This window comes from Pseudomonas sp. TE50-2, assembly GCF_040813665.1.
Classification (GTDB): domain Bacteria; phylum Pseudomonadota; class Gammaproteobacteria; order Pseudomonadales; family Pseudomonadaceae; genus Aquipseudomonas; species Aquipseudomonas soli.
Genome location: NZ_JBFNXN010000001.1, coordinates 1,496,571 through 1,520,763, shown reverse-complemented (window position 1 = coordinate 1,520,763; position 24,193 = coordinate 1,496,571). Strand labels below are relative to the sequence as shown.

Annotated in this window: 21 protein-coding genes; 15 read left to right on the top strand and 6 right to left on the bottom strand. The window is 64.1% G+C overall.

Annotated features, from left to right (window positions below; all coding sequences use genetic code 11):
* Window positions 1-214 precede the first annotated feature (214 nt).
* Complete coding sequence (locus AAHK21_RS06825; protein WP_023629531.1) at window positions 215-472, top strand: DUF2790 domain-containing protein; 258 nt, start codon at window positions 215-217, stop codon at window positions 470-472.
* 63 nt (window positions 473-535) lie between these two features.
* On the opposite strand, the gene AAHK21_RS06820 is transcribed toward AAHK21_RS06825, so the two are convergent.
* Window positions 536-1,903, bottom strand: coding sequence for a PLP-dependent aminotransferase family protein (locus tag AAHK21_RS06820; RefSeq protein WP_367856819.1), 1,368 nt, complete (start codon window positions 1,901-1,903; stop codon window positions 536-538).
* 76 nt (window positions 1,904-1,979) lie between these two features.
* Here AAHK21_RS06820 and AAHK21_RS06815 point away from each other — a divergent pair, with 76 nt between their 5' ends.
* From AAHK21_RS06815 to AAHK21_RS06785, 7 genes are all read left to right on the top strand, one after another.
* A complete protein-coding gene (locus AAHK21_RS06815; RefSeq protein ID WP_367856818.1) occupies window positions 1,980-2,948 on the top strand; it encodes a threonine dehydratase in 969 nt (322 codons plus the stop codon).
* A 44-nt stretch (window positions 2,949-2,992) separates the two neighbouring features.
* On the top strand, window positions 2,993-3,247 hold the full coding sequence (locus AAHK21_RS06810; RefSeq protein WP_367856817.1) for a type II toxin-antitoxin system HicA family toxin: 255 nt from the start codon (window positions 2,993-2,995) through the stop codon (window positions 3,245-3,247).
* A complete protein-coding gene (locus tag AAHK21_RS06805; RefSeq protein ID WP_023631069.1) occupies window positions 3,244-3,576 on the top strand; it encodes a type II toxin-antitoxin system HicB family antitoxin in 333 nt (110 codons plus the stop codon). Before AAHK21_RS06810 ends, AAHK21_RS06805 begins: the two co-directional genes overlap by 4 nt.
* A 74-nt stretch (window positions 3,577-3,650) precedes the next feature.
* Window positions 3,651-4,292, top strand: coding sequence for a LysE family translocator (locus tag AAHK21_RS06800; protein WP_046856663.1), 642 nt, complete (start codon window positions 3,651-3,653; stop codon window positions 4,290-4,292).
* 135 nt (window positions 4,293-4,427) lie between these two features.
* Window positions 4,428-4,853 carry a nuclear transport factor 2 family protein gene (locus AAHK21_RS06795; RefSeq protein WP_023631071.1) on the top strand — a complete coding sequence of 142 codons (426 nt, stop codon included), beginning with the start codon at window positions 4,428-4,430 and terminating at the stop codon, window positions 4,851-4,853.
* A 46-nt stretch (window positions 4,854-4,899) separates the two neighbouring features.
* Window positions 4,900-5,244 carry a YciI family protein gene (locus AAHK21_RS06790; RefSeq protein WP_023631072.1) on the top strand — a complete coding sequence of 115 codons (345 nt, stop codon included), beginning with the start codon at window positions 4,900-4,902 and terminating at the stop codon, window positions 5,242-5,244.
* A 46-nt stretch (window positions 5,245-5,290) separates the two neighbouring features.
* A complete protein-coding gene (locus tag AAHK21_RS06785) occupies window positions 5,291-6,529 on the top strand; it encodes an RNA polymerase sigma factor (protein ID WP_367856816.1) in 1,239 nt (412 codons plus the stop codon).
* A 38-nt stretch (window positions 6,530-6,567) separates the two neighbouring features.
* Here AAHK21_RS06785 and AAHK21_RS06780 read toward each other — a convergent pair whose 3' ends face one another.
* Complete coding sequence (locus AAHK21_RS06780; protein WP_367856815.1) at window positions 6,568-7,038, bottom strand: MaoC family dehydratase; 471 nt, start codon at window positions 7,036-7,038, stop codon at window positions 6,568-6,570.
* A gap of 34 nt (window positions 7,039-7,072) precedes the next feature.
* Entirely contained in the window at window positions 7,073-8,017 is a 945-nt protein-coding gene (locus tag AAHK21_RS06775) for a lysophospholipase (protein ID WP_367856814.1), read from the bottom strand.
* 201 nt (window positions 8,018-8,218) lie between these two features.
* Here AAHK21_RS06775 and fadD2 point away from each other — a divergent pair, with 201 nt between their 5' ends.
* Together fadD2 and fadD1 are read left to right on the top strand one after the other, a co-directional pair.
* A complete protein-coding gene (fadD2, locus tag AAHK21_RS06770; RefSeq protein ID WP_367856813.1) occupies window positions 8,219-9,907 on the top strand; it encodes a long-chain-fatty-acid--CoA ligase FadD2 in 1,689 nt (562 codons plus the stop codon).
* 356 nt (window positions 9,908-10,263) lie between these two features.
* Complete coding sequence (fadD1, locus tag AAHK21_RS06765; RefSeq protein ID WP_046856658.1) at window positions 10,264-11,961, top strand: long-chain-fatty-acid--CoA ligase FadD1; 1,698 nt, start codon at window positions 10,264-10,266, stop codon at window positions 11,959-11,961.
* A gap of 158 nt (window positions 11,962-12,119) precedes the next feature.
* Here fadD1 and AAHK21_RS06760 read toward each other — a convergent pair whose 3' ends face one another.
* Window positions 12,120-13,427, bottom strand: coding sequence for an NAD(P)/FAD-dependent oxidoreductase (locus tag AAHK21_RS06760; RefSeq protein WP_367856812.1), 1,308 nt, complete (start codon window positions 13,425-13,427; stop codon window positions 12,120-12,122).
* 26 nt (window positions 13,428-13,453) lie between these two features.
* Window positions 13,454-14,818 carry a glutamine synthetase family protein gene (locus AAHK21_RS06755; RefSeq protein ID WP_367856811.1) on the bottom strand — a complete coding sequence of 455 codons (1,365 nt, stop codon included), beginning with the start codon at window positions 14,816-14,818 and terminating at the stop codon, window positions 13,454-13,456.
* A 463-nt stretch (window positions 14,819-15,281) separates the two neighbouring features.
* Here AAHK21_RS06755 and AAHK21_RS06750 point away from each other — a divergent pair, with 463 nt between their 5' ends.
* From AAHK21_RS06750 to AAHK21_RS06735, 4 genes are all read left to right on the top strand, one after another.
* Window positions 15,282-15,779 (top strand): hypothetical protein, encoded by a 498-nt coding sequence (locus AAHK21_RS06750; protein WP_367856810.1) that lies wholly within the window; start codon window positions 15,282-15,284, stop codon window positions 15,777-15,779.
* Between the two features lie 12 nt (window positions 15,780-15,791).
* Window positions 15,792-16,040: a hypothetical protein gene (locus AAHK21_RS06745; RefSeq protein WP_367856809.1), complete on the top strand. Its 249-nt coding sequence runs from the start codon at window positions 15,792-15,794 to the stop codon at window positions 16,038-16,040.
* A gap of 105 nt (window positions 16,041-16,145) precedes the next feature.
* Window positions 16,146-20,051, top strand: a complete 3,906-nt coding sequence (gene hrpA, locus AAHK21_RS06740) for an ATP-dependent RNA helicase HrpA (RefSeq protein ID WP_367856808.1) — start codon at window positions 16,146-16,148, stop codon at window positions 20,049-20,051.
* A gap of 217 nt (window positions 20,052-20,268) precedes the next feature.
* Window positions 20,269-21,390, top strand: coding sequence for a beta-ketoacyl-ACP synthase III (locus AAHK21_RS06735; RefSeq protein WP_367856807.1), 1,122 nt, complete (start codon window positions 20,269-20,271; stop codon window positions 21,388-21,390).
* A 183-nt stretch (window positions 21,391-21,573) separates the two neighbouring features.
* On the opposite strand, the gene AAHK21_RS06730 is transcribed toward AAHK21_RS06735, so the two are convergent.
* Window positions 21,574-22,818 (bottom strand): putative porin, encoded by a 1,245-nt coding sequence (locus AAHK21_RS06730; protein WP_046856651.1) that lies wholly within the window; start codon window positions 22,816-22,818, stop codon window positions 21,574-21,576.
* A gap of 239 nt (window positions 22,819-23,057) precedes the next feature.
* Between AAHK21_RS06730 and AAHK21_RS06725 the strand changes: the two genes are divergently transcribed.
* Entirely contained in the window at window positions 23,058-24,185 is a 1,128-nt protein-coding gene (locus tag AAHK21_RS06725; protein WP_313047748.1) for a GNAT family N-acetyltransferase, read from the top strand.
* Window positions 24,186-24,193: the final 8 nt, after the last annotated feature.

Sequence of the window (24,193 nt, the reverse complement as noted above, 5' to 3'; positions counted from 1 at the left end):
TGTCGCAGATTGTTGCAAATGCGGCAAGGGTGAATGTCCGACTCCGGGGTTCAACTATTTCAGGCGCGGAGTAGACTTTCACTCATCCCCCCGGCAGTACGATAAAGCGGGATCGGTACTTCGTGTCATCTTCGCAGTCGATGACAACTTCTCCGGGCCATTGACGGCGTCAGAAGTCACGCGATCAGCTTGATAGCCATCAAGGTCGACACCCATGAAAGCCTTACTGATTCTTGCATTGGTCGGTATGTCCCCGTTCGCCTTCGCGGACCAGGCCAAGACCGCAGACACCCAGCCCGTGGTCGAGCAGTACGACTATTCCACCAACCTCGACATCAAGCGCGTGATCAGCCTGTCGACGATCCCCAACGTTTGCGAAGTGGTGCCCGCCACCATGACCTACGAGGATCATCAAGGGCAGGTCCACACCCTCCAGTACCGTGCATTGGGTGAGGGTTGCCGGCTGAATTGAGCCGCGTGGCCGAGACAAGGCTCGTGGGAGCGGGCTTGCCCCGCGATGGCGTTCAGCCGAGTATCACGTGCAATCGCGGGTCAGGCCCGCTCCCACCAGTTCCAGTCCTTGCTTCAACTGTGCCCGGCTGTGCGCCGCCGACAGGCTGATCCGCACGGCCCTGACGCTGTCGGTGCCTACCGCGAACACGCTGGCCGGCACGATCTCCACCCCGTGTTCCCGACACCGCGCAACCAGCGCCTGGGTGTCTCCAGGCGTGGCCAGCCAGATGTGCGGCGACGGCACGCCATCGGCGGGCAGCGCCTCGCCCAGCACCGCCCGCGCCAGGCGCCAGCGTTCGCCCAGTTCCTCCCGTTGCCAGGCCAGCCGCCGGGCGGCAGTGCCATCCGCGATCCATTGGCAGGCGATGCGCAGGTTCAGCGGCGACACCGACCAGTGGGTGGCCTGGGCATAGGGATCGATCTGTTCCAGCAACGCTGGCCGGGCCACGATCCAGCCCAGGCGCAAGCCGGCGGCGACGGTCTTGGACAGGCTGCTGATCAGCACGCCACGGCCTTCGAGCAAGGGGTAGAGGGGTGGCAGGTCGGTCAACGCACCATACACGTCATCCTCGATGACCAGCAGTTGGTGGCGCCTGGCGACTTGCGCCAGCGCCAGGCGCCGGGCCTCGCCCATGCACGCTCCGGTCGGGTTGTGCAGGGTAGGGGTGGTGACCAATACCCGCGCGCCGCTCGCGCGGACCACACGGTCCAGTTCGTCCGGGAGCAGGCCTTGCTCATCCAGGGCCACGCCGTGCACGGGCAGGCGCAACTGGCGACAGGCCGCCTTGATGCCCGGGGCGGTCAACGCCTCGACCATCACCGGCTCGCCCGCCTGGCACAACGACTGCAACACAAGCGTCAGCGCCTGCTGGGCGCCCCCGCAAAGCAGCACGTCCTCTGGCGCCAGGTCCAAACCGCGGTTGCCCAGCCAGCGCGCCCCCTCGATCCGCCCCAGCAGCAACTGCTCGGGCCCCAGGTAATGGTCGAGCAAGGCGGTATCGCCCTGCTCGAGCAGACTGCGCAGGCTGTGCTCGAGGTCCAGATTGCAGGGATCGGCCACCGGCACATTGGTCGATAGATCGATCACTGGGTGCTGGCGGCTGGGTTGCTTGAGGCGAAACAGCGTCGCTTCCTTGCTGCTGGCCAGCACATAGGTGCCGCGTCCCACCTCCCCGGACACCAGATGCCGCGCCGCTGCTTCTCGGTAGGCCTGCTGCGTGGTGCTCGGGTTCAGGCCCAGCGCCCAGGCGAGGCGGCGTTGCGGGGGCAGGCGTTCACCGACCTTCAGTTCACCCTGTTCGATGGCGTTGGCGATGGCCTCGACCAGTGCCTGGTAGCGCGGCTGGTCGTTGGCCGGGAGGCTCGGAATCCACACGAAATTGCTACCCATGCAATATTTATTTGGACCCATACAATGCCCGGCGCTTAGGATCGGTTCAACCCCATACCGATGAAGGACGTTCGCCATGTTCGACTTGCCCGCCCTGCGCGAAGCCGCCGCTTTCGTTCACCAGCACGTGCCACCGACCCCACAGCACGCCTGGCCGCTGCTGGCCGAACGGCTGGGTTGCCAGCTGTGGGTCAAGCACGAGAACCATGCGCCCACGGGGGCCTTCAAGGTGCGCGGCGGGCTGGTCTATGTCCGCTCGCTGTTGGCCAGTGGCGCAGTCCCCCGTGGCCTGGTTACCGCCACTCGCGGCAATCACGGCCAGAGCATGGCCCTGGCGGCGCGCCAGGCCGGCTTGCCGCTGGTGATCGTGGTGCCAGAGGGCAATTCGCGGGAGAAGAATGCCGCCATGCGCGCCCTGGGCGCGGAACTGGTGGAGCATGGCGTGGACTTCGACGTGGCCCGGGAAGAGGCAGCGCGCCTGGCTGATGCGCGGGGCTTTGCCATGGTTCCCTCGTTCCATCCGGAGCTGGTGCGTGGCGTGGCCACCTACGCCCTGGAGCTGTTCGAGGCGGTGGCCGACCTGGATTGCGTGTACGTGCCGATCGGCATGGGGTCGGGCATCTGTGGGCTGATCCAGGCGCGCAACCTGCTGGGGCTGTCCACCGAGATCGTCGGCGTGGTATCCACTGCGGCAGACGCTTATGCCCAGAGCTTCGAGCTGGGACGCATCGTCACCACCGCCAGCGCCGATACCTTCGCCGACGGCATGGCCTGCCGCGTGCCGCATCCCGATGCCTTTGCCCTGGTACGCGAGCATGCTGCACGCATCGTGCGGGTGAGCGACGAGGAGATCGCCGAAGCCATGCGCTTCTACCACGAAACCACCCACAACACCGCCGAAGGTGCCGGCGCCGCCGCCCTGGCTGCACTGATGCAGGAGCGTGGGCGTCAGGCGGGCAAGCGGGTGGCGGTGGTTCTCAGTGGCGCGAACGTGGATCGCGGGCGCTATGCGCAGGTGTTGATGGGGACGAAAGATCCTGTATGAAAGTGTCGAAAGGAAGTGCTATCTTTATTTGATAGCATTTTCCGATGAACACTCGATATCGCAAGATTCTGGACAGCATCTTCAGAGCTCCGACCACACCCACATTGCCGCTCGCCGAAATCGAGGCTCTGGTGCTGCATCTTGGCGGCCAGGTGCTGGAGCGGCAGGGTTCCAGGGTCAAGATGCTGTTGGGCGAGCAGTGCTGGCGCTGCCACCGCCCCCATCCTGGCAAGGAAGCCAGGCGATATCAGATAGAAGAGGCCCGCGAGTTCCTGCTGCGGGCGGGAGTCCGACCATGAGCTGCATGCGATACAAAGGGTATGCCGCCCGCATCGAGTACGACGCGCGTGACGATATTTTCGTCGGCCGCGTGCTCGGCCTGCGGGACATCATCAGCTTCCACGCCAGCGCCGTGCCTGCGTTGCACGAGGCGTTCCGTGAGGCACTCGACGACTACCTGGCCGATTGCGCCGAACAGGGCGTCACCCCCGAAAAACCGGCCTCGGGCAAGGTCATGTTGCGTATCCGCCCAGAAGTGCACGCTGCTGCCAGCCTTGCGGCCAGGGTTGCCGGCAAGAGTCTGAACCAATGGGCCGACGAGGTCTTCGAGCAGGCGGCGATGGCCTGAGCTGCAAATTCCTCCTGTACCGCCAGGGGGCATTCAGGTTCAATCGCTGACTTTCGTCCGCAGTCGAGCCTGCCATGCCCTTTTCCAATGGTTTCCTCCTCAGCCTGTCCCTGTGCCTGGACATCGGCGTGGCCAACATCGCCATGATTACCCTGGCCATGCAGCGGGGGTTTCTTCAGGGTTTCTGGCTTGGGCTGGGGACCTGCGTCGGCGATCTCATCTACGCCATTGCGGCCCTGGCCGGCATGACCGTTTTGCTGCAGTTCGAAAGCGTGCGCTGGACGTTGTGGCTGGGGGGCTCCGCGTTATTGGCGTGGTTCGCGGTGAAGATGCTGCTGGCGGCGTGGCGCGGCGGGCACCTGGAGTCGCGTGGCCAGGTAGTGGTCGAATCGGGCTGGCGCGAATTCCTGCGCGGGATCTTCCTGGCCATGTCATCGCCCAGCGCGATTCTCTGGTTTGCCGCAGTCGGCGGCGTGCTGATCTCCCGCTCCGGCGCCGGCAGCGCGCTGGATGCAGGCCTGTTCCTCGGTGGCTTCTTTGCCGCAGGGCTGCTCTGGTGCGTCTCGTTGTGCGGTATCGCCAGTCATGGCGGGCGCCTGCTTGGCGATCGCCTGCTGACCTGGTCGTACCTGTTGTCGGCAGCGATCTTCTGCTATTTCGCAGGTTACGTGGTGCTCTCCGGTTACCGCGAATTCATCCTGGCAGTACCGGCCTGATCATTCCGGCTGTTCTGTGCCGCTGACTGTTTTTTCTCATCGGGTTGTCGATTCTCCATTTTCCCGTTCGACCATGGGTGAAGGCGCCGGAATGCACCGGCGCCAATCATTGTTGAACGCTGGGAGGAAGCACCGATGAACAGCGCAGCCGAAACTGAACTTCGTCAACTGATCGAACAGTGGATGCAGGCCGTGCGCGAGCGCGACGTGGACCGTATTGTCGCACCCTATGCCGACGACATCCTCGCCTTCGATGCCATCCAGGCCCTGCAGTTCAAGGGCAAGGCCGCCTACCGCGCACACTGGGAAATGTGCATGGGTATGTGCACGGGGCCGATGGTCTTCGAGCTGGCAGAGCTGAAGGTATACGCCGACGGCGACCTGGCCCTGGCTCATTGGCTCAACCGCTGTGGCCCGGGCGACGACGAAAGCCAGTGCGGCTTCATGCGCGCCACGGTCGGCTATCGGCGCAGCGGCGGCCAATGGCAAGTGATCCACGAGCATTGGTCGGCGCCGTTCGACATGGAAACGCAAAAAGCCTTGTTCGATCTCAAGCCCTGATACCGCTCATCGCCCACCGCACCAAGCCGACCTGCTGGAGACGATCATGAAATACCTGTGCCTGGTCTATTGTGATGAAGCGCTGTTGCACAGCCTGCCCGACAGCCCCGAAGACGCCGAATGCATGGCCTACGCCGAATCCATCCAGGGCAGCGGGCGCATGCTCGCCGCCGAGGCGCTCAAGCCTGTGCAGACGGCCACCACGGTACGTGTACGCGCCGGGCGCATGAGCCTGACCGATGGCCCGTTCGCCGAAACCAAGGAGCAACTGGCCGGTTTCTACCTGGTCGACGCCCGTGACCTCAACGAGGCGCTGAACATCGCCAAGGGCATCCCGGCAGCCCGGGTGGGCAGCGTCGAGGTTCGGCCGGTGCGTGAACTGCAACCCTGACGCAACGGGAGAAAAGCCGCATGAGTCAGCAGGGAAAGCCCGATTGATGGTGGGGGAAGCGCAAGTCCGCCAGGAGGTGGAGGCTGTCTACCGCCGCGACTCGCGGCGGATCCTGGCGACCCTCATTCGCCTGCTGGGGGACTTCGACCTGGCCGAGGAGGCCATGCACGATGCCTTCTTCATTGCCGTGCAGCGCTGGCAGCGCGATGGTATCCCCGACAACCCGCGGGCCTGGCTGGTGTCTGTCGGCCGCTTCAAGGCCATCGATGCGCTGCGCCGAAGTGCGCGCTTCGACCGCTCCCAGGCCGACCTGATCATGTTGCTCGAACGCGAAGCCGATGATCCGGGCGAGCAGACGTTACTGGCCGATGACCGTCTGCGTCTGATCTTTACCTGCTGCCACCCGGCACTGGCCTCTGACGCCCAGGTACCGCTGACCCTGCGCGAGGTGTGTGACCTGACCACCGAGCAGATCGCCCGTGCCTTCCTGCAAAGCCCGGCCACCATCGCCCAACGTATCGTGCGTGCCAAGGCCAAGATCCGCGATGCGAAGATTCCCTATCAGGTGCCGGAGCTGAGCGAGCTGCCCGAGCGCCTGGAAAGCGTGCTGCGGGTCATCTACCTGGTATTCAACGAAGGCTATTCGGCCTCGGCGGGCGAAGATGTCACCACCCGCGAGCTGACCGATGAGGCAATCCGCCTGGGACGCCTGTTGGCCCAGTTGCTGCCCGATGCCGAAGTGCATGGCCTGCTGGCGCTGATGCTGCTCCAGGCATCGCGGCAGAGGGCGCGCAGCACCGCCGATGGCGAGCTGGTGCTGCTGGATGAGCAGGATCGCAGCCTGTGGGATCGCGGGCAGATCGACGAGGGCAGCCAGCTGGTCCAGCAGGCACTGCGCAGTCGCGACTTCGGGCCGTATACCGTGCAGGCGGCCATAGCCGCGGTGCATGCCGAAGCGCCCAGCGCCGAGGCCACGGATTGGGACGAGATCATCGGCCTGTACGATGTGCTGCAGCGTCACTGGCCATCAGCGGTGGTGGAGCTGAACCGGGCGGCGGCGCTGGCCAGGCGGGACGGCGCCCAGGTGGGGTTGCAGGCGGTGGAGGCAATCCTGCAGCGCGGCGAGCTGGGTGATTATCACCTGGCCCATGCCGCGCGCGCCGAACTGCACCGGCAGCTGGGCAACCTCGATCAGGCCCGGGATGCCTGGCGGCAAGCGCTGACGCTCACCCGCCAGGGGCCGGAACGGCGGCATATCGAACGGCGGTTACGCGAACTGGGCTGAGCTATCGCCAGCGTGCCCGCGATGGCCGGCGTGGTGAATCAGCTGGCGACAAAGTTCGGCGGGCTGACCAGCTCGACCGTCTGCTGCTTGCGCGGCGCGAGGATCTCGGCCTCGCCACTGACGACCAGCTCATCGTTCTGGTTGTACACATTGGTGGCGATGCGCACCTTGAACTTGGGCAGCTTCTCGAGAATTTCCAGGCGCACGGTCAGCTCATCGCCGATCTTCACCGGCTTCTGGAAGCTCATCTGCTGGCCCAGGTAGATGGTGCCCGGGCCAGGCAGGGTGCAGGCGACAGCGGCGCTGATCAGCGCGCCACTGAACATGCCATGGGCGATGCGTTCGCGGAACATGCTCTTGGCGGCGAATTCGGCGTCCAGGTGTACCGGGTTGTGGTCGCCGGACATGGCGGCGAACAGCTGGATGTCGCGCTCTTCGACAGACTTCTTGTACTCAGCTTTCTGGCCGACTTCGAGGGCTTCGTAAGGGGTGTTGGTGATCTGGGTCATCGAGGCTTCCTTGTAGGGCGGGCGAGGTGGCCGATCATTCACTGCGGGCAGGGCGGCCAAGGGCCAGCGCCTGCTCCAGCCAGCCGATGATCTCGGCGGTGACCTCGTCGCGATGGGTTTCGTTGAGCACTTCGTGGCGTGCGCCGGGGTAGATGCGCAACTGTACATGACGGTTGCCGGTCGCGCGCAGGGCGTCGGCCAGATGGGTGAGACGCTTGCCGGCACTCACCGGATCACATTCGCCGCCGAGCACCAGGATGGGCAGGTTCGGGTCGATCTGCCCGAGATGCCTGGGCTGGCTGATCTGCGCCAGCCCCTGCAGCAGGTCGAGCCACAGCTGGTTGCTGCAACGGAAGCCGCACAACGGGTCGGCGATGTACTTGTCCACTTCCCCGGCATCGCGGCTGAGCCAGTCGAACGCCGTGCGGTTGGGTTTGAAGGCCTTGTTGAACGAGCCGAACGACAGCCAGTCGATCAGCGCGCTCTTGCCCAGGGGGCCTTGGCGCCACGCTTCGAAGCGGGCGATCAGGCGTGCGGCCCGGTACAGTGCCACCGGCTGGAAGTTCGAACCGCTGAGGATCGCGCCTTGCAGGCTGGCGCTGTGGTGCAGCAGGTAGGCCTGGGCGATGTAGCTGCCCATGCTGTGGCCGAACAGGAACAAGGGGGTACCCGGGAACTGCTGGCCGACGTGCTGGGCCAACAGACCCAAGTCGTTGACCACGGCATTCCAGCCATTATGGCGGGCGAACAGGCCCAGGCTGCCCAGCTCGGCGGTACGGCCATGGCCGCGCAGGTCGGGGGCGAGCAGCGCGTAGCCGGCAGCGTTGAGGGCATGCCCCAGGCGCTGGTAGCGCCCGGCATGCTCTGCCATGCCGTGGGCCAGCAACACCACGGCCTTGACCGGCGTGGCGGGCAGCCATTGATGAACATGGAGGCTGCAATGCTCGCTGGCGGGGAGCCAGAAGGCGTCATGGGGCATGGCGGATCCTTGCGCGCGGAGGTTCGCCAACAGTGTATGCGCAAAGCGCTCGATTGCAGGAAGGGCAGAAAAGAGATTCACAATGTTAATGGCGGCACTTGGCGTATTTGCCACCCTCGACAGAGCTGCTAACGTCGGCTGAACACCTTTTTGCCATCAGGCGATCAGGTCAGGGACGTCCCGGTAGAGGAACAACAATAAATGCAAGCCGATTTCTGGAACGACAAGCGCCCGGCGGGCGTGCCTTCCACCATTGACATGAATGCCTATACGTCAGTCGTCGACGTTTTCGAGCGCTCCTGCAAGCGCTTCGCCGACCGGCCGGCATACAGCAACCTCGGCGTCACCCTGAGCTACGCGGACCTCGACCGTTACTCGGCGGCCTTCGCCGGCTGGTTGCAGCAGCACACCGACCTGGTGCCGGGCGACCGCATCGCGGTGCAGATGCCCAATGTTCTGCAATACCCGATAGCCGTGTTCGGCGCCTTGCGCGCCGGGCTGGTGGTGGTCAACACCAACCCGTTGTACACCGAGCGCGAGATGCGCCACCAGTTCAAGGACTCCGGCGCCCGCGCGCTGGTGTACCTGAACATGTTCGGCAAGCGCGTGCAGGAGGTGCTGCCCGACACCGGCATCGAGTACCTGATCGAAGCGAAGATGGGCGACTTGCTGCCGGCGGCCAAGGGCTGGCTGATCAACACCGTGGTCGACAAGCTGAAGAAAATGGTGCCGGCCTACCAGTTGCCCCAGGCGGTGTCGTTCAAGCAGGTCCTGCGCCACGGGCAACGCCTCAGTCACCAGGCGGTGGCGCAGACACTCGACGATGTCGCGGTGCTGCAGTACACCGGCGGGACCACGGGCCTGGCCAAAGGAGCCATGCTCACCCACGGCAACCTGGTGGCCAACATGCTTCAGGTCCTGGCCTGTTTCGGCCAGCACGGGCCCGATGGCCAGCCGCTGATCAAGCAAGGGCAGGAGGTGATGATCGCGCCGCTGCCGCTGTACCACATCTATGCCTTTACCGCGAACTGCATGTGCATGATGGTGACCGGCAATCACAACGTGCTGATCACCAACCCCCGCGACATTCCGGGGTTCATCAAGGAACTGGGCAAGTGGCGGTTTTCGGCGCTGGTAGGCCTGAATACCCTGTTCGTCGCGCTGATGGACAACCCGGGGTTCAAGTCGCTGGATTTCTCCGCGCTGAAGATCACCAATTCCGGCGGCACCGCGCTGGTCAAGGCCACCGCCGAGCGCTGGGAGGCGCTCACGGGTTGCCGCATCGTCGAAGGCTACGGCCTGACCGAGACCTCGCCAGCGGCCAGCACCAACCCCTATGGCCAGTTGGCGCGCCTGGGAACGGTGGGGATCCCGGTGCCTGGCACCGGGTTCAAGGTGATCGACGATGACGGTCACGAACAACCGTTGGGCGAGCGCGGCGAGTTGTGCATCAAGGGGCCGCAGGTGATGAAGGGCTATTGGCAGCAGCCGGAGGCTACCGCCCAGGTGCTGGACAGCGAAGGCTGGCTGAAGACCGGCGACATTGCGATCATCGATCCGGATGGTTACACCCGCATCGTCGACCGCAAGAAAGACATGATCATCGTCTCGGGCTTCAACGTGTATCCCAACGAGATCGAGGACGTGGTGATGGGCCATCCGCAGGTAGCCAGCTGCGCGGTGATCGGCGTGCCGGACGAGCGTACCGGCGAAGCGGTGAAGCTGTTCGTGGTGCCGCGTGTGGGCGGGGTGAGCGTCGATGAGCTCAAGGCGTTCTGCAAGAGCAATTTCACTGGTTACAAGGTGCCCAAGCACATCGTGCTGCGCGAGTCGCTGCCGATGACCCCGGTGGGCAAGATCCTGCGTCGGGAATTGCGGGACATCGCCTGAGAGTAGGAGCGGCGGTGCGCCGATGCGACTTGTCCCGCGATTGCGTCAGCCTGGGCGACAGTGTTGCCATGAATGACGCCATCGCGGGCCAGGCGCGCTCTCACAGATCCTCTCTAGGCCCAGGCTTTGAGGCGGATTCGCGACATTTTGTATAATTACTCTAAAAATGACCTGTATTGTTCATTGAGTCATTTTTGTGACCTGCCGGCCCATTTCGGCCTCTAGGCGACCCCTTGCAAAGCTGTTACTCTCGGCGCGCTTTCAGAGGATCCGGTTTGCAATGAACCGGCGTCTCATATCAATAATAAGCGCATCGACGCATACCGAATTCGCTGTTGCTGAAGGAGCGGGCTTCCATGATCGAACATTTTTGGAAGGATAAGTACCCAGCCGGGGTCACGGCGGACATCAATCCTGACGAATTCCCCAATATCCAGGCGGTACTCAAGCAATCCTGCCAACGCTTTGCCGACAAACCTGCCTTTAGCAACCTGGGCAAGACCATCACCTACGGCGAGCTGTACACCTTGTCCGGCGCCTTCGCCGCCTGGCTGCAGCAGCACACCGACCTGAAGCCGGGTGACCGCATCGCGGTCCAGTTGCCCAACGTCCTGCAGTACCCTGTCGCCGTCTTCGGCGCCATGCGTGCCGGGCTGATCGTGGTCAACACCAACCCGCTGTACACCGCGCGGGAGCTGGAGCACCAGTTCAACGATTCCGGCGCCAAGGCGCTGGTGTGCCTGGCCAACATGGCGCACCTGGCGGAAAAGGTGGTGCCCAAGACCCAGGTCAAACACGTCATTGTCACCGAAGTGGCCGACTTGTTGCCACCACTCAAGCGCCTGCTGATCAACAGCGTCATCAAGTACGTGAAGAAAATGGTGCCGGCCTACCACCTGCCGGGCGCGGTGCGCTTCAACGACGCGCTGGCGCTGGGCAAGGGGGGCGCGGTCACCGAGGCCAATCCGCAGCCTGGCGACGTCGCCGTGCTGCAGTACACCGGCGGCACCACCGGCGTGGCCAAGGGCGCGATGCTCACCCATCGCAACCTGGTGGCCAACATGCTGCAGTGCCGTGCGCTGATGGGCTCGAACCTGCACGAAGGTTGCGAGATCCTCATCACTCCGCTGCCGCTGTATCACATCTACGCCTTCACCTTCCATTGCATGGCCATGATGCTGATCGGCAACCACAACGTGCTGATCAGCAACCCGCGCGACCTGCCGGCGATGGTCAAGGAACTGGGCAAGTGGAAGTTCAGCGGCTTCATCGGCCTCAACACGCTGTTCGTCGCCCTGTGCAACAACGAGACCTTCCGCAACCTCGATTTCTCGGCGCTGAAGATCACCCTGTCCGGCGGCATGGCCCTGCAGCAGAGCGTGGCCGAGCGCTGGAAGGCGGTGACTGGTTGCGCCATCTGCGAAGGCTACGGCATGACCGAGACCAGCCCGGTGGCGGCGGTCAATCCGACCTCGGCCAACCAGTTGGGCACCATCGGCATCCCGGTGCCGTCCACCCTGTGCAAGATCGTCGACGACAACGGCCAGGAACTGCCCCTGGGCGAGGTGGGCGAGCTGTGCATCAAGGGGCCGCAGGTGATGAAGGGCTACTGGCAGCGTGAAGACGCCACCGCCGAGATCATCGACAGCAACGGTTGGCTGAAAACCGGTGACATTGCCCTGATCCAGCCGGACGGCTACATGCGCATCGTCGACCGCAAGAAAGACATGATCCTGGTGTCCGGTTTCAACGTGTACCCCAACGAGCTCGAAGACGTGCTGGCCGCGCTGCCGGGCGTGATGCAGTGCGCCGCCATCGGTATCCCGGACGAAAAATCCGGCGAGGTGATCAAGGTGTTCATCGTGGTCAAGCCTGGCATGACCCTGACCAAGGAACAGGTCATGGAGCACATGCGCGCCAACGTCACCGGCTACAAGGTGCCCAAGGCCATCGAGTTCCGCGATGCGCTGCCGACCACCAACGTCGGCAAGATCCTGCGCCGCGAGCTGCGTGACGAAGAGCTGAAAAAGCAGGGCCTGAAAAAGATCGCCTGATCTGCAGCCTGCTTTGGGATTGAAACGTGGGAGCGGCGGTGCGCCGATGCGACTTGCCCCGCGATAGCGTCAGGTCAGGCAACGTTGTTGCTTGAACCGACGCCATCGCGGGTCAAGTCGCACCGGCGCACCGCCGCTCCCGTTTTGCGTTATGTAGCTCAGCGCAGTTTTTCCAGCATCTGGTAGTACCACATCCCCGCCGCCAGCAGCGGATTGCCCAGCAAGTCGCCCATCGGCACCTTGATGTGCTTGCACGCCGCGAAGGTATCGAACTTCTCCAGCGTCCCGGTCAAGGCCTCGGCCATGATCTCGCCCATGATGTGGCTGGTGGCGATGCCGTGCCCGGAGTACCCCTGGCAGTACCAGACGTTGTCCGACAGCTTGCCCAGTTGTGGGATGCGGTTGACCACGATGCCCATGGCGCAGCTCCACTGGAACTCGATCGGCACGCCCTTGAGTGCCGGGAAGGTGCGCTCGATGCACGGGCGCAGCTCGCCCTCGATGTCTCGCGAATCGCGCCCGGAGTAGTTGGCGCCGCCGCCGAACAGTAGCCGTTTGTCGGCGGTCAGACGGTAGTAGTCGAGGACGAAGCGGCAGTCGTACACGGCCAGATCCTGCGGGTTGATCTGGTCGGCCAGGTCGCCCAGTGGCGCGGTGGTGACGATGCCGCCCATGGCCGGGAAGATCTTGCCCTTGAGCTGGCGTTTTTCCAGTTTGTGGTAGACGTCGCCGGCCAGCATCACCTGGCGTGCCTCGATGCGCCCGTTGGCGGTAACCACGGCCGGGCGGGGGCCGTGGATGATCTCCAGCACTTCGGAATTCTCGAACACCAGCGCGCCGAGGCCATGGGCGGCGCGGGCCTCGCCCAGGCACAGGTTGAGCGGATGCAGGTGCAGGTTGCGGTGGTTCTTCAACGCGCCAAGGTACAGCGGGCTTTGCAGGTGCTGCTGCATGGCGTCGCGGTCGAGCAATTGCACCAGGTCGCCCATGCCGCGGCGCTGGGCTTCGGCCTCGAAGGCGCGCAGTTCGGTCATGTGCGACGGTTTCATCGCCGCGTGCAGGTGGCCGTGCTTGAGGTCGCACTGGATACCGTAGCGCTCGACCCGCTGTTCGATGATCTGGTGGCCGCGCCAGCGCAGGTGCCAGATGAAGTCGTCCACCTCGGCGCCCAGGCGGTCGCGCATCTGCGCGCGCATGGCCTCGTCGCCCGACAGGCTGCCGGTGACCTGGCCACCGTTGCGCCCGCTGGCGCCCCAGCCGATGCGGTTGGTCTCGACGATGGCTACCTTCAGGCCACGCTCGGCCAGCTCCACCGCAGTGGCCACACCGGTGAAGCCGCCGCCGATGATCGCCACGTCCACCTGCACCGTGCCCTTGAGCGTGGGGTATTCGGTCGCGTCATTGAGGGTGGCGCTGTAGTAGGACGGCGCACGCTGGGCCGGCCTGTTGTTCAGTGCTGCGTTCATGGGTGTTCCTTGTTGTAGTTCGTCTGTCAGGCCTGATGCAGGTACCAGCGCCAGTCCTGTTCGCCGACTTCGGCCATGAACTGGCGGTACTCGGCGCGCTTGACCTTCAGGTATACGCCGAGGAAGGCCTCGCCCAGCGCCTCCCTGGCCCAGGCCGACTGCTCCAGGGCTTCCAGGGCAGTCAGCCAGTCGGTGGGCAGGTACTCGCTGGCCTGGGCATAGCCGTTGCCTTCGACCGGCGCGCCGGGATCGAGCTGTTCGCGGATGCCCTGGTGCGCGGCAGCAAGTATCGCGGCGGCGGCCAGGTAGGGGTTGGCGTCGGCGCCGCAGATACGGTGCTCCACATGCCGGCTGTTGGCCGGGCCGCCGGGCACGCGCAGGCTGACGGTGCGGTTGTCCACGCCCCAGGTCGGCGCCAGCGGGGCATAGCTGTTGGCCTGGAAGCGGCGGAACGAGTTGGCGTTGGGGCAGAACAGCAGCAGCGACTCACGCAGGTGACGCAGCATGCCGGCCACCGCCTGGCGCAACAGTGGGGTGCCGGCCTTGTCTTCGCTGGCGAACAGGTTGTTGCCAGCGGCGTCCGCCAGGCTCAGGTGCATGTGCATGCCGGTGCCGGCCAGTTGCGCGAACGGCTTGGCCATGAAGCAGGCCTGCATGCCATGGGCATTGGCAATGCCCTTGACCAGACGCTTGTAGCGCACGGCCTGGTCCATGGCCTGGAGCGCATTGCCGTGCTCCAGGGTAATTTCCACCTGCCCCGGGGCGTACTCGGAGATCGCCGTGCGCACAGGGATGTCCTGAGCCTTGCAGGCAGCATACAGACCGGCAAGGAACGGTTCGATCTGCTCCAGCTCGCGCAAGCCATAGACCTGGGTACCGCGCGGGCGGCCGCCGTCGCTGTCCAGCGCCGGCTGCGGGCGGCCCTGGGCGTCGCGCTGCTGGTCGAGCAGGTAGAACTCCAGCTCGCAGGCCATCACCGGGTGATAACCCTCGGCCTTGAGGGCGTCGATCACCCGCAGCAGCACATGACGCGGATCCGCCACGCTGGCCGGCAGGCCTTCGCTGGGGTGCATGCTGACCTGCACGGCGGCGGTCGGCACCCGGCGCCAGGGCAGGCGCACCAGGCTGCCCTCCAGCGGGTAGGCGCGGCAGTCGATGTCGCCGACGTCCCAGACCAGGCCGGAGTCTTCGACATCATCGCCATTGAGGGTCAGGCCGAGGATGGTGCTGGGCAGCGGGCGGCCGCTGTCGAACACCGCCAGCAGTTCCTCGCGATGCAACAGCTTGCCGCGGGGTACGCCGTTGGCGTCGAGGATGAACAGTTCGATCAGGTCGATATCGGGGTTGTCGGCCAGGAAACGCCTGGCTTGCTCGGCAGGGGCAAAGTGCATGGTGGATTCGCTCTGGGGCACACGGGACCGCCGCGCAGGCGAGCGGTCAGGCTGAGTCAATCGGCCAGAGGATGGCCGGGTCGGGTCAGGAGTGCGTGAGCGAAGTGTCCGGTGGGCGCGCGTGACGACAATGCCACAGCGCCCAGAACGCCAGGATGATATGGACCAACGGATTTTCACCGGCACGGGCCCGGGCCTTCGGCAATGAAGGGTGGGGCAGCGAGCGGGCGATCATCGGGTCGGGAAGCATCCCTGGATACTCACATGGCCTTTAAGGTTGATTAAAGCAGTGAATGGCGACGTTCATTCCGGTGGGGGCTAAACATTGGCAAGGTTTGCCCACCGCTTCGCAGGAGCTTAGGAAGCTTCCCACAGCTTTATCGGACCCAGGCTAATTTGCAGGGCCAGGGCCAGAGGTGAAAGTCGCTAAGTTCTGCAGGATAGGCAAGCGACAGGGACAGCCATGCAAGCACAAAGGACTTATCAGGTAGTTGCACATCACGCGATCGTCTTCGATGTCAGCGAGTTCATCATCCAGCCAGGAGAATGTTGCCAAATCCGGCAAACGGGTCTGCCATGGGTTCATGCCGGGCACTATCGGGTCGTTGAAAAAATGGCGGAGCTTTACGACCGGATGCTGGCAGGGCAGCGGCCTTGCCTGATGACGGTTGCGGTATCACGGCCGTTAACTCGCCAGCAGGGGGACAGCCTCAATCAGCAGAGGTACAGGGTTTCGGGCATTTTCAGTACCGCAGCGGGTAAAGCGACGGCGGATGTCGCGCTAGCAATGGCAGGTGGGCCTGCGGCGGCGGTCGCAGGGATCGCCGTCACCGGAGCTGTGGGGTGGTTGATTCAGAATAAGATTCCTACTTTTCATGCTGGGGATGTACTGGCATCGCTATCAGCAACCGTGAAAGGCGGTATTGGTCCCCAATCCAGCAGCCTGATGTTGATTATCTGAAGGGGAGCGGATATGTGGGTGCTTTATGGTATTTGCTATGCCCTCGTGGTCGGCACGTTGGTCGACTGGGCATGCCGGTCAAGGTGCATCAGGGTTTTTCTTTACATCGTGTTCAACGTCACCGGGATCACCGCCTGTACTCAACTGGGTGAAGAACAGTTTCTGCAACTTGATGGTATTGGTTGGTCAGCTTTTTTCGTGGCAATTGCTGCCCCGTTGTTGTTCAAGCGTTCCCGCTATTTCGAACGTGACCGCGACTGAACGGCGGGCACAGGCAGCATCGATTTCGCAAATCTGCGACAATCGCGCCTCTTACGCCTGCCGATCATGAAAAAGCAGCATTCGCCTGCATCATTAAAAAGCCCCATGACAGACCACGCCATCGACCAACTGCTGAACAACCTCGACCACGCCATGATCGCCGACCGCCATCGGCTGCGTCGGCAATTGCACGAACTGCGCAAGCGCCCCGACGAGGGCAAGCTCGCGCAGTGGGTGGAAAAGGTCCAGGCGTCCTGCGCCCAGGTCACCGCGCGCCAGCAGAGCGTGCCGAGCATTCGCTACGACGACAACCTGCCGATCGCCGCCAAGCGCGACGAGATCAAGAAGGCCCTGGCCGAGCACCAGGTGCTGGTGATCGCTGGTGAGACCGGTTCGGGCAAGACCACCCAGTTGCCGAAGATCTGCCTGGAGCTGGGCCGTGGCAGCCGCGGCCTGATCGCCCACACCCAGCCTCGGCGGATCGCTGCGCGCAGTGTGGCGGCGCGGGTCGCCGAGGAACTGGGCACGCCGTTGGGGGCGCTGGTGGGCTACCAGGTGCGCTTCGAGGACCAGAGCGATTCGAACACCCTGGTCAAGCTGATGACCGACGGTATCCTGCTGGCCGAGACCCAGCACGACCGCTTCCTCGAACGCTACGACACGATCATCGTCGACGAGGCTCACGAGCGCAGCCTGAACATCGACTTCCTGCTCGGCTACCTCAAGACCCTGCTGCATCGCCGTCCGGAACTGAAGCTGATCATCACCTCGGCGACCATCGATCTGGAGCGTTTCTCCAAGCACTTCGACGGCGCGCCGATCATCGAGGTGTCCGGCCGTACCTACCCGGTGGAAACCTGGTACCGCCCGCTGACCAGCGAGCAGGACGAGGAGGGCAACCAGGTCGAGGAAGACCTCTCGGTCGACCAGGCGATCCTCGCCAGCCTCGACGAGATCGCCCAGCACGAGCGCAGCCAGGGCAAGGGCCCGGGCGACGTGCTGGTGTTCCTGCCCGGCGAGCGCGAGATCCGCGACGCCGCCGAGATCCTGCGCAAGGCGCAGTTGCGCCACACCGAGATCCTGCCGCTGTATGCGCGGCTGTCGCCGGCCGAGCAGCAGCGGATCTTCCAGTCCCACAGCGGCCGGCGCGTGGTGCTGGCGACCAACGTCGCCGAGACTTCGCTGACGGTGCCGGGCATCCGCTACGTGATCGACAGCGGCACCGCCCGCATCAGCCGCTACAGCTACCGCGCCAAGGTCCAGCGCCTGCCCATCGAGGCGGTGTCCCAGGCCAGCGCCAACCAGCGTAAAGGCCGCTGCGGCCGGGTCGAGCCGGGCATCTGCATCCGCCTGTACAGCGAGGATGATTTCAACGGCCGGCCGGCGTTCACCGATCCGGAGATCCTGCGCACCAACCTGGCGGCAGTGATCCTGCAGATGCTGCACCTGCGCCTGGGCGCGATCGACGCCTTCCCGTTCATCGAGCCGCCGGATGGCAAGGCCATCAGCGACGGCTTCAACCTGTTGCAGGAACTGTCGGCGGTCAACCGCGAGAACCAGCTGACGCCGCTGGGCCGCCAGCTGGCGCGTCTGCCGATAGATCCTCGTATGGGCCGCATGCTGCTCGAAGGTGCCCGCCAGGGCAGCCTGCAGGAAGTGCTGATCGTCGCCAGCGCATTGTCGGTGCAGGACCCGCGCGAGCGCCCACCGGAGCGCCAGCAGGCCGCCGACCAGGCCCATGCCCAGTGGAAGGATGTCGATTCCGACTTCGCCGCGCTGGTCAATCTATGGCGCGGTTTCGAGGAGCAGCGCCAGGCGCTGACCGCCAACCCGCTGCGCAACTGGTGCCGCAAGAACTTCCTCAACTACTTGCGCCTGCGCGAGTGGCGCGACGCCCACCGCCAGCTGGCGCTGATCTGTCGCGACCTGCAACTGACGATGAACAAGGATGCCTGCGACTATCAGCGCATGCACAAGGCGATTCTCAGCGGCCTGCTCAGCCAGATCGGCCAGAAGACCGAGGAGGGCGACTACCAGGGCGCGCGTCAACGGCGGTTCTGGATTCACCCGTCGTCGGGCATTGGCCGCAAGCGGCCGCAATGGGTGATGGCCGCCGAACTGGTGGAAACCACCAAGCTGTATGCGCGCATGGTGGCCAAGATCGAACCGGACTGGATCGAGCCGCTGGCCACCCACCTGATCAAGAAGAACCACTTCGAACCGCACTGGGAGAAGAAGCGCGGCCAGGTGGTGGCCTACGAGCAGATCACCTTGTATGGGTTGATCCTGGTCGGACGCCGCCCGGTGCATTTCGGCCCGATCGACCCCGCCACTTCCCGTGAGCTGTTCATCCGCGATGGCCTGGTCGGCGGCGAGATCCAGTCCCGGGCCAAGTGCCTGGCGGCCAACAAGCGCCTGCTGGAGCAGCTCGACGAACTGGAGGCCAAGGCCCGTCGGCGTGACATTCTGGCTGACGAAGAAACGCTGTACGCCTTCTACGAAGCGCGCCTGCCCGCGGAGATCCACCAGACCGCGACCTTCGATGCCTGGTACCGGATGACCAGTCAGAAGGACGCCAACCTGCTGATCATGCGCGAGGAGGACGTACTGGCCCGCGAGGCCAGCGAGGTCACCGCAGCGCAGTACCCGGATCACTTGCAGGTGGGCGAACTGCGCCTGTCGCTGAGCTACCACTTCGAACCGAACCATCCACGTGACGGCGTGACCGTGCGGGTGCCGGCGCCGTTGCTGCCCAACCTGCCGGGCGAACGCCTGGAATGGCTGGTGCCGGGCCTGCTCGAGGCCAAGTGCATCGCCCTGGTGCGCAACCTGCCCAAGGCCCTGCGCAAGAACTTCGTGCCAGTGCCGGACTTCGTCAAGGCGGCACTGTCGCGCATGGTCTTCGGCCAGGGCGCATTGCCCCAGGCACTGGGCCATGAGCTGCTGCGCATGACCGGGGCGCGGGTGTCCGACGAGGCCTGGGCGGAAGCGACCGGGCTGGTGGAAGGCCATCTGCGCATGAACATCGAAGTGGTCGATGCCCAGGGCAAGTTCCTCGGCGAAGGCCGCGATCTGGCCGAACTGACTGCCCGTTTTGCCGCCGCCAGCCAGGCCGCCCTGGCCTTGCCGCGCAACGACAAGGCCGAACAGCCGGTGCAGGCCAAGGTATTCGAGCAAGTGGCGCAGATCGCCCAGCAGAAGATCGCCGGGCTGTCGATGACCGTGTACCCGGCACTGGTCGAGGACAACGGCACGGTGCGCGAGGGACGGTTCTCGACCCAGGCCGAGGCCGAGTTCCAGCACCGACGTGCCCTGCAGCGCCTGCTGCTGCAACAGCTGGCCGAGCCGGCCAAGTTCCTGCGCGGCAAGCTGCCGGGGCTGACCGAATTGGGCCTGCTGTATCGCGAATTGGGCCGGGTCGAGGCACTGGTGGAGGATATCCTGTTGGCCAGTCTCGACAGTTGCGTGCTCGAAGGCGAAGACCCGTTGCCCCGTGATGGCGCCGCCCTGGCCTCGCTGGCCGAGCGTAAGCGTGGTAATTGGAGCGAGCATGCCGAGCGCCTGGCGCGCCTGACCTTGGAGGTGCTCAAGCTGTGGCATGGCTTGCAGAAGCGCTTCAAGGGCAAGATCGACCTGAGCCAGGCGGTGGCACTCAACGATATCAAGCAGCAACTGGCCAACCTGGTGTATCCGGGCTTCGTGCGCGAGACGCCGGGGGCCTGGTTCAAGGAATTGCCGCGTTATCTCAAGGCGGTGGAACTGCGCCTGGAGAAGCTGGGGTCGCAGGTGCAGAAGGACCGGGTGTGGAGTGGCGAGCTGGCCAATTGCTGGGCGCAATACCAGGTCCGTGCCGACAAGCATGCCCAGGAAGGCAAGCGCGATGAGCAACTTACCTTGTACCGCTGGCTGCTGGAGGAGTACCGGGTGTCGTTGTTTGCCCAGCAGTTGGGGACCAAGGTTCCGGTTTCCGACAAGCGACTGAGCAAGCAGTGGAGTCAGGTGGAAGCCTAACCGTTGCAACTTGTGGCAAACTTGACGGAATTTGGGGCCGCTTTGCGGCCCATCGCTGGCAAGCCAGCTCCAACAGGGTACGCATTGAACTGAGGGAGCTGGCTTGCCAGCGATCGAGGGCCCAGCCCTCGTCTGTGAATTGGTACCAAGGTGCCATTATGTTGCCCTTTTCCCGGCCTGCGCCGCATGGCGATGGCCTTTGACCAGAGGAACGACCGTGCACAACGTCGTCATCAGCGGCACCGGCCTGTATACCCCGGCCCAGAGCATTTCCAACGAAGAACTGGTGGAGTCCTTCAACACCTGGGCACAGCGTTTCAACCGTGACAATGCCGCCGCCATCGAGCGTGGCGAAGTCGAGGCGGCGCCGCTGTCCGATGCCGCCTTCATAGAAAAGGCCTCGGGCATCAAGAGCCGCTTCGTCATGGACAAGGCCGGCATCCTCGATCCGCAGCGCATGAAACCGCGCCTGCCGGAGCGTTCCAACGACGAACAGTCGATCCTCTGCGAAATGGGCGTTGCCGCTGCGCGTCAGGCGCTGGAACGTGCCGGGCGCACCGCCGCCGATGTCGACGGGGTGATTGTCGCCTGCTCCAACCTGCAGCGCCCGTACCCGGCCATCGCCATCGAAGTGCAGCAGGCGCTCGGTATCGAGGGCTTCGCCTTCGACATGAACGTCGCCTGTTCGTCGGCCACCTTCGGCATCCAGACGGCTGCCAACAGCGTGCAGTTGGGCCAGGCCCGCGCGGTGCTGGTGGTCAGCCCGGAAATCTGCACCGGCCACTTGAACTTCCGTGACCGTGACAGCCACTTCATTTTCGGTGACGCCGCCACCGCGGTACTGATCGAACGTGCCGACCTGGCCACCTCCGCGCACCAGTTCGATATCGTCAGCACCAAGCTGTGGACCGCGTTCTCCAATAACATCCGCAACAACTTCGGCTTCCTCAACCGCGCCGCGGAAGAGGGCATCGGTTCGCGCGACAAGCTGTTCGTGCAGGAAGGCCGCAAGGTATTCAAGGAAGTCTGCCCGAAGGTCGCCGAACTGATCGGCCAGCACCTGGACGAAAACGGCCAGCAGCCGAGCGACGTCCAGCGCTTCTGGCTGCACCAGGCCAACCTGAGCATGAACCACCTGATCGTCAAGAAGCTGCTGGGCCGCGAAGTGGACGAGCAAGAGGCGCCGGTGATTCTCGACCGTTATGCCAACACCAGCTCGGCAGGGTCGGTGATTGCCTTCCACCTGTACCAGGATGACCTGGCCAAGGGGTCGCTGGGTGTGCTGAGCTCGTTCGGCGCGGGTTATTCGATTGGAAGCGTGATCCTGCGCAAGCGCTGATACCCGTTTCGCCTGCTCCGGCCCTAATCGCCGGCAAGCCGGCTCCCACAGTGGTGCATATTTCTCTTGGGAGTCAGCTTGCCGGCGATAGGGCCGACGCATTTCTGACAGAGCAAAAAAAGCAGGAAATGCTGGATGGGGTCAGCATTTCCCGCTTCAGGGTGGAGCCAAGGAGCCTGTTGCTTAGAACTTCGCTTCCAGATCCACCTGCAGGGTGTCTACGTCAGCATCGCTGTTCGGCAGGTTGGAGAAGTCGGTCTTGGCCATCAGGTAGGCCGCGCCCAGCGAGAAGTTCTTGTCGATCTCGTAGCCGACCTTGAACTTGTGGCCACGCGAACCGGTGAAGCCGTTGCCGAAGTCGGAGTCGGTGAAGGCGCTGACCACCGCGTTACGCTGCACGTCGCGGTAGTTGTAGTCCAGGCTCCAGGCGCCGACCTTGGTTTTCAGGCCCGCCAGCCAGGCCTTGTCCTTGCCGTCGGTGCTTTCGGTGTTCTTGACGAACTGGCCATAGGCCGAGAGCGGGATGGCAAATCCGGTGAAGTCCACCTGGCCGAAACCTTCCACCAGGTTGAACTCGTTGGTGGTGTTGCCCAGGGCACGCAGGACGGTCGACTCCTTGTCGTTGTCGTAGCCGTAGATGCTGCCGCCCACGGTGAACTTGAGGGTGTCGGCCGCGTTGAACTTGGCACCCAGCTGGCCGTGGTACAGCTGCGCGTCGTGCTTGAACTGCACGCCGTCGCCGTCGACGTTGTCCTTGAGGGTGTAGTGGCCGGCACTGCCGAACAGTTCGGTGGCGCCCAGGTTGGTCTTGTAGGTGACCGCCACGCCTTCGGGGTTGATGTCGCTGTCCCAGATGATGTCGCCCATGCTCACCCATGGCTGGGCCATCTTGCCGCCGATCAGGTGCAGGTTGGGGATGGCGGTCGGGTGCCAGTCGAGGTAGGCCAGGTCGACCCACAGAGATTTCTTCTCGAAGTAGTTGTCCAGGCTCTGGTTGGTCGAGCGGGCATCGGCGCTGCTGCCGGTGGCCACACGCACGCCGGCGTCCACTTGCGGGTTGATCTCGCTGTAGAAGCCGACACGGGCGCGGACGCGCTCACGGTCCTGGTTGCCACTGCGCGAGATCGGGTTGTCGACGTTGACGTCTTCGTAACGCAGGCGCACATCACCCTTGATCTGGGTCTTGGCGGCCCACGCCACTTTCTGCTCGAACGAGCTCATGCGCTCGGACTGGGCTTTCTGGTCGGCCTTTTCCTTGGTTTCCTTTGCCAGGTCGCCCTGCAGTTCGTTGTACTGCGCCTGGTTGATCGAGCCATTGGCGCGGAGCATTTCGAGCAGCTTGGCGTCGACAGCAGCACTGGCCGGAGTACTCAGAGCCAGCATCATGCCGGTGAGGCTCACTCCGGTAAGTGTAGAAACAAGACGCATAAGGTTCTCCCTGTTGGAAAAAGTGGGGAGGCTCAAGCGCCCGCCCCCAAGTTGGCATGTCTTCGGAAAGGGCCTGACTAGACAGGTTCTGGGGTTCCGGAAAACAGGCGCAAGTATTGCGGGGGCGAATGACAGAATAATGTCTAAACAGTGGCACTGTTGTTAAGTAAAGCGGCCGTCATTTGAGTGTCACGGTCGACTTGGCAATACTGGCACTCTCTTTTCAGCGAGTCGGAAACGTGATCAGCCTCCACAGCCTTGCCCATCTGCGCGACCTGCCGGCGACCACCTGGGACGCGCTGGTGCCTGACGCCCAGCCGTTCCTGCGCCATGCCTTCCTCACGGCCATGGAGGACAGTGGCAGCGTGGTGCCTGACACTGGCTGGGCCGCCGAACACCTGGTGCTGGAACGCGACGGTGAGGTGCGGGCGCTGCTGCCTGCGTACCGCAAATGGCATTCCTTCGGCGAGTACGTGTTCGACCACGGCTGGGCCGATGCCTGCGAGCGCGCAGGTATCGCCTACTACCCCAAGCTGCTGGGTGCGGTGCCGTTCAGCCCGGTGACCGGCCCACGCCTGTTGGCCGCTGACCCGAGCGATGGCCTGTTGCTGTTGCAGGCCATCCCCGAGTACCTGGGCAAGGGCGGGCTATCGGGTGCGCATATCAACTTCACCGACACTGCGCTGGATGAGGCACTCGCCGGTCTGCCAGGCTGGATGGAACGCCTGGGTTGCCAGTTCCATTGGCGCAATCGGGGTTATCGGGACTTCCAGGACTTTCTCGACACCCTCAGCTCACGCAAGCGCAAGCAGATGCGCAAGGAGCGCGAACAGGTGGCGGGGCAGGGGATCGACTTCGCCTGGTATCGGGGCGACGAGCTGAGCGAGGCGCAGTGGGATTTTGTCTACCTGTGTTACGCCAACACCTACGCCGTGCGCCGGCGCGCGCCCTACCTTACCCGTGAATTCTTCAGCCTGATCGCCGAGCGAATGCCCGAGGCCATCCGGGTGGTCATCGCCCGCCAGCAGGGGCGCGAGGTGGCCATGGCGCTCAGCCTGATCGGCGGTGACAGCCTGTATGGACGGTACTGGGGATGCCTGGATGAGTTCGACCGTCTGCACTTCGAGACCTGTTTCTACCAGGGCATGGATTTCGCCATAGGCGAAGGGCTGCAGCGTTTCGATGCCGGGGCCCAGGGTGAGCACAAGCTGATTCGCGGCTTCGAGCCGGTGATCACGCGGTCGTGGCATTACCTGCTGCATCCGGGATTGCGCCGGGCGGTGGAGGATTTTCTCGGACAGGAGCGGGTCGGGGTGCGGGCTTATGCCGAGGAGGCGCGGGGGATGTTGCCATATCGCCAGGCATGAAGATCAAG

Bases quoted from the DNA above. Each gene is read 5' to 3' on its own strand.
- fadD1 (WP_046856658.1), top strand. From the start codon at position 10,264: ATGATCGAACATTTTTGGAAGGATAAGTACCCAGCCGGGGTCACGGCG.
- AAHK21_RS06815 (WP_367856818.1), top strand. From the start codon at position 1,980: ATGTTCGACTTGCCCGCCCTGCGCGAAGCCGCCGCTTTCGTTCACCAG.
- AAHK21_RS06810 (WP_367856817.1), top strand. From the start codon at position 2,993: ATGAACACTCGATATCGCAAGATTCTGGACAGCATCTTCAGAGCTCCG.
- AAHK21_RS06820 (WP_367856819.1), bottom strand. From the start codon at position 1,903: ATGGGTAGCAATTTCGTGTGGATTCCGAGCCTCCCGGCCAACGACCAG.
- AAHK21_RS06780 (WP_367856815.1), bottom strand. From the start codon at position 7,038: ATGACCCAGATCACCAACACCCCTTACGAAGCCCTCGAAGTCGGCCAG.
- AAHK21_RS06800 (WP_046856663.1), top strand. From the start codon at position 3,651: ATGCCCTTTTCCAATGGTTTCCTCCTCAGCCTGTCCCTGTGCCTGGAC.
- AAHK21_RS06795 (WP_023631071.1), top strand. From the start codon at position 4,428: ATGAACAGCGCAGCCGAAACTGAACTTCGTCAACTGATCGAACAGTGG.
- AAHK21_RS06760 (WP_367856812.1), bottom strand. From the start codon at position 13,427: ATGAACGCAGCACTGAACAACAGGCCGGCCCAGCGTGCGCCGTCCTAC.
- AAHK21_RS06755 (WP_367856811.1), bottom strand. From the start codon at position 14,818: ATGCACTTTGCCCCTGCCGAGCAAGCCAGGCGTTTCCTGGCCGACAAC.
- AAHK21_RS06750 (WP_367856810.1), top strand. From the start codon at position 15,282: ATGCAAGCACAAAGGACTTATCAGGTAGTTGCACATCACGCGATCGTC.
- AAHK21_RS06745 (WP_367856809.1), top strand. From the start codon at position 15,792: ATGTGGGTGCTTTATGGTATTTGCTATGCCCTCGTGGTCGGCACGTTG.
- AAHK21_RS06825 (WP_023629531.1), top strand. From the start codon at position 215: ATGAAAGCCTTACTGATTCTTGCATTGGTCGGTATGTCCCCGTTCGCC.
- hrpA (WP_367856808.1), top strand. From the start codon at position 16,146: ATGACAGACCACGCCATCGACCAACTGCTGAACAACCTCGACCACGCC.
- AAHK21_RS06805 (WP_023631069.1), top strand. From the start codon at position 3,244: ATGAGCTGCATGCGATACAAAGGGTATGCCGCCCGCATCGAGTACGAC.
- AAHK21_RS06790 (WP_023631072.1), top strand. From the start codon at position 4,900: ATGAAATACCTGTGCCTGGTCTATTGTGATGAAGCGCTGTTGCACAGC.
- AAHK21_RS06775 (WP_367856814.1), bottom strand. From the start codon at position 8,017: ATGCCCCATGACGCCTTCTGGCTCCCCGCCAGCGAGCATTGCAGCCTC.
- AAHK21_RS06785 (WP_367856816.1), top strand. From the start codon at position 5,291: ATGGTGGGGGAAGCGCAAGTCCGCCAGGAGGTGGAGGCTGTCTACCGC.
- AAHK21_RS06730 (WP_046856651.1), bottom strand. From the start codon at position 22,818: ATGCGTCTTGTTTCTACACTTACCGGAGTGAGCCTCACCGGCATGATG.
- fadD2 (WP_367856813.1), top strand. From the start codon at position 8,219: ATGCAAGCCGATTTCTGGAACGACAAGCGCCCGGCGGGCGTGCCTTCC.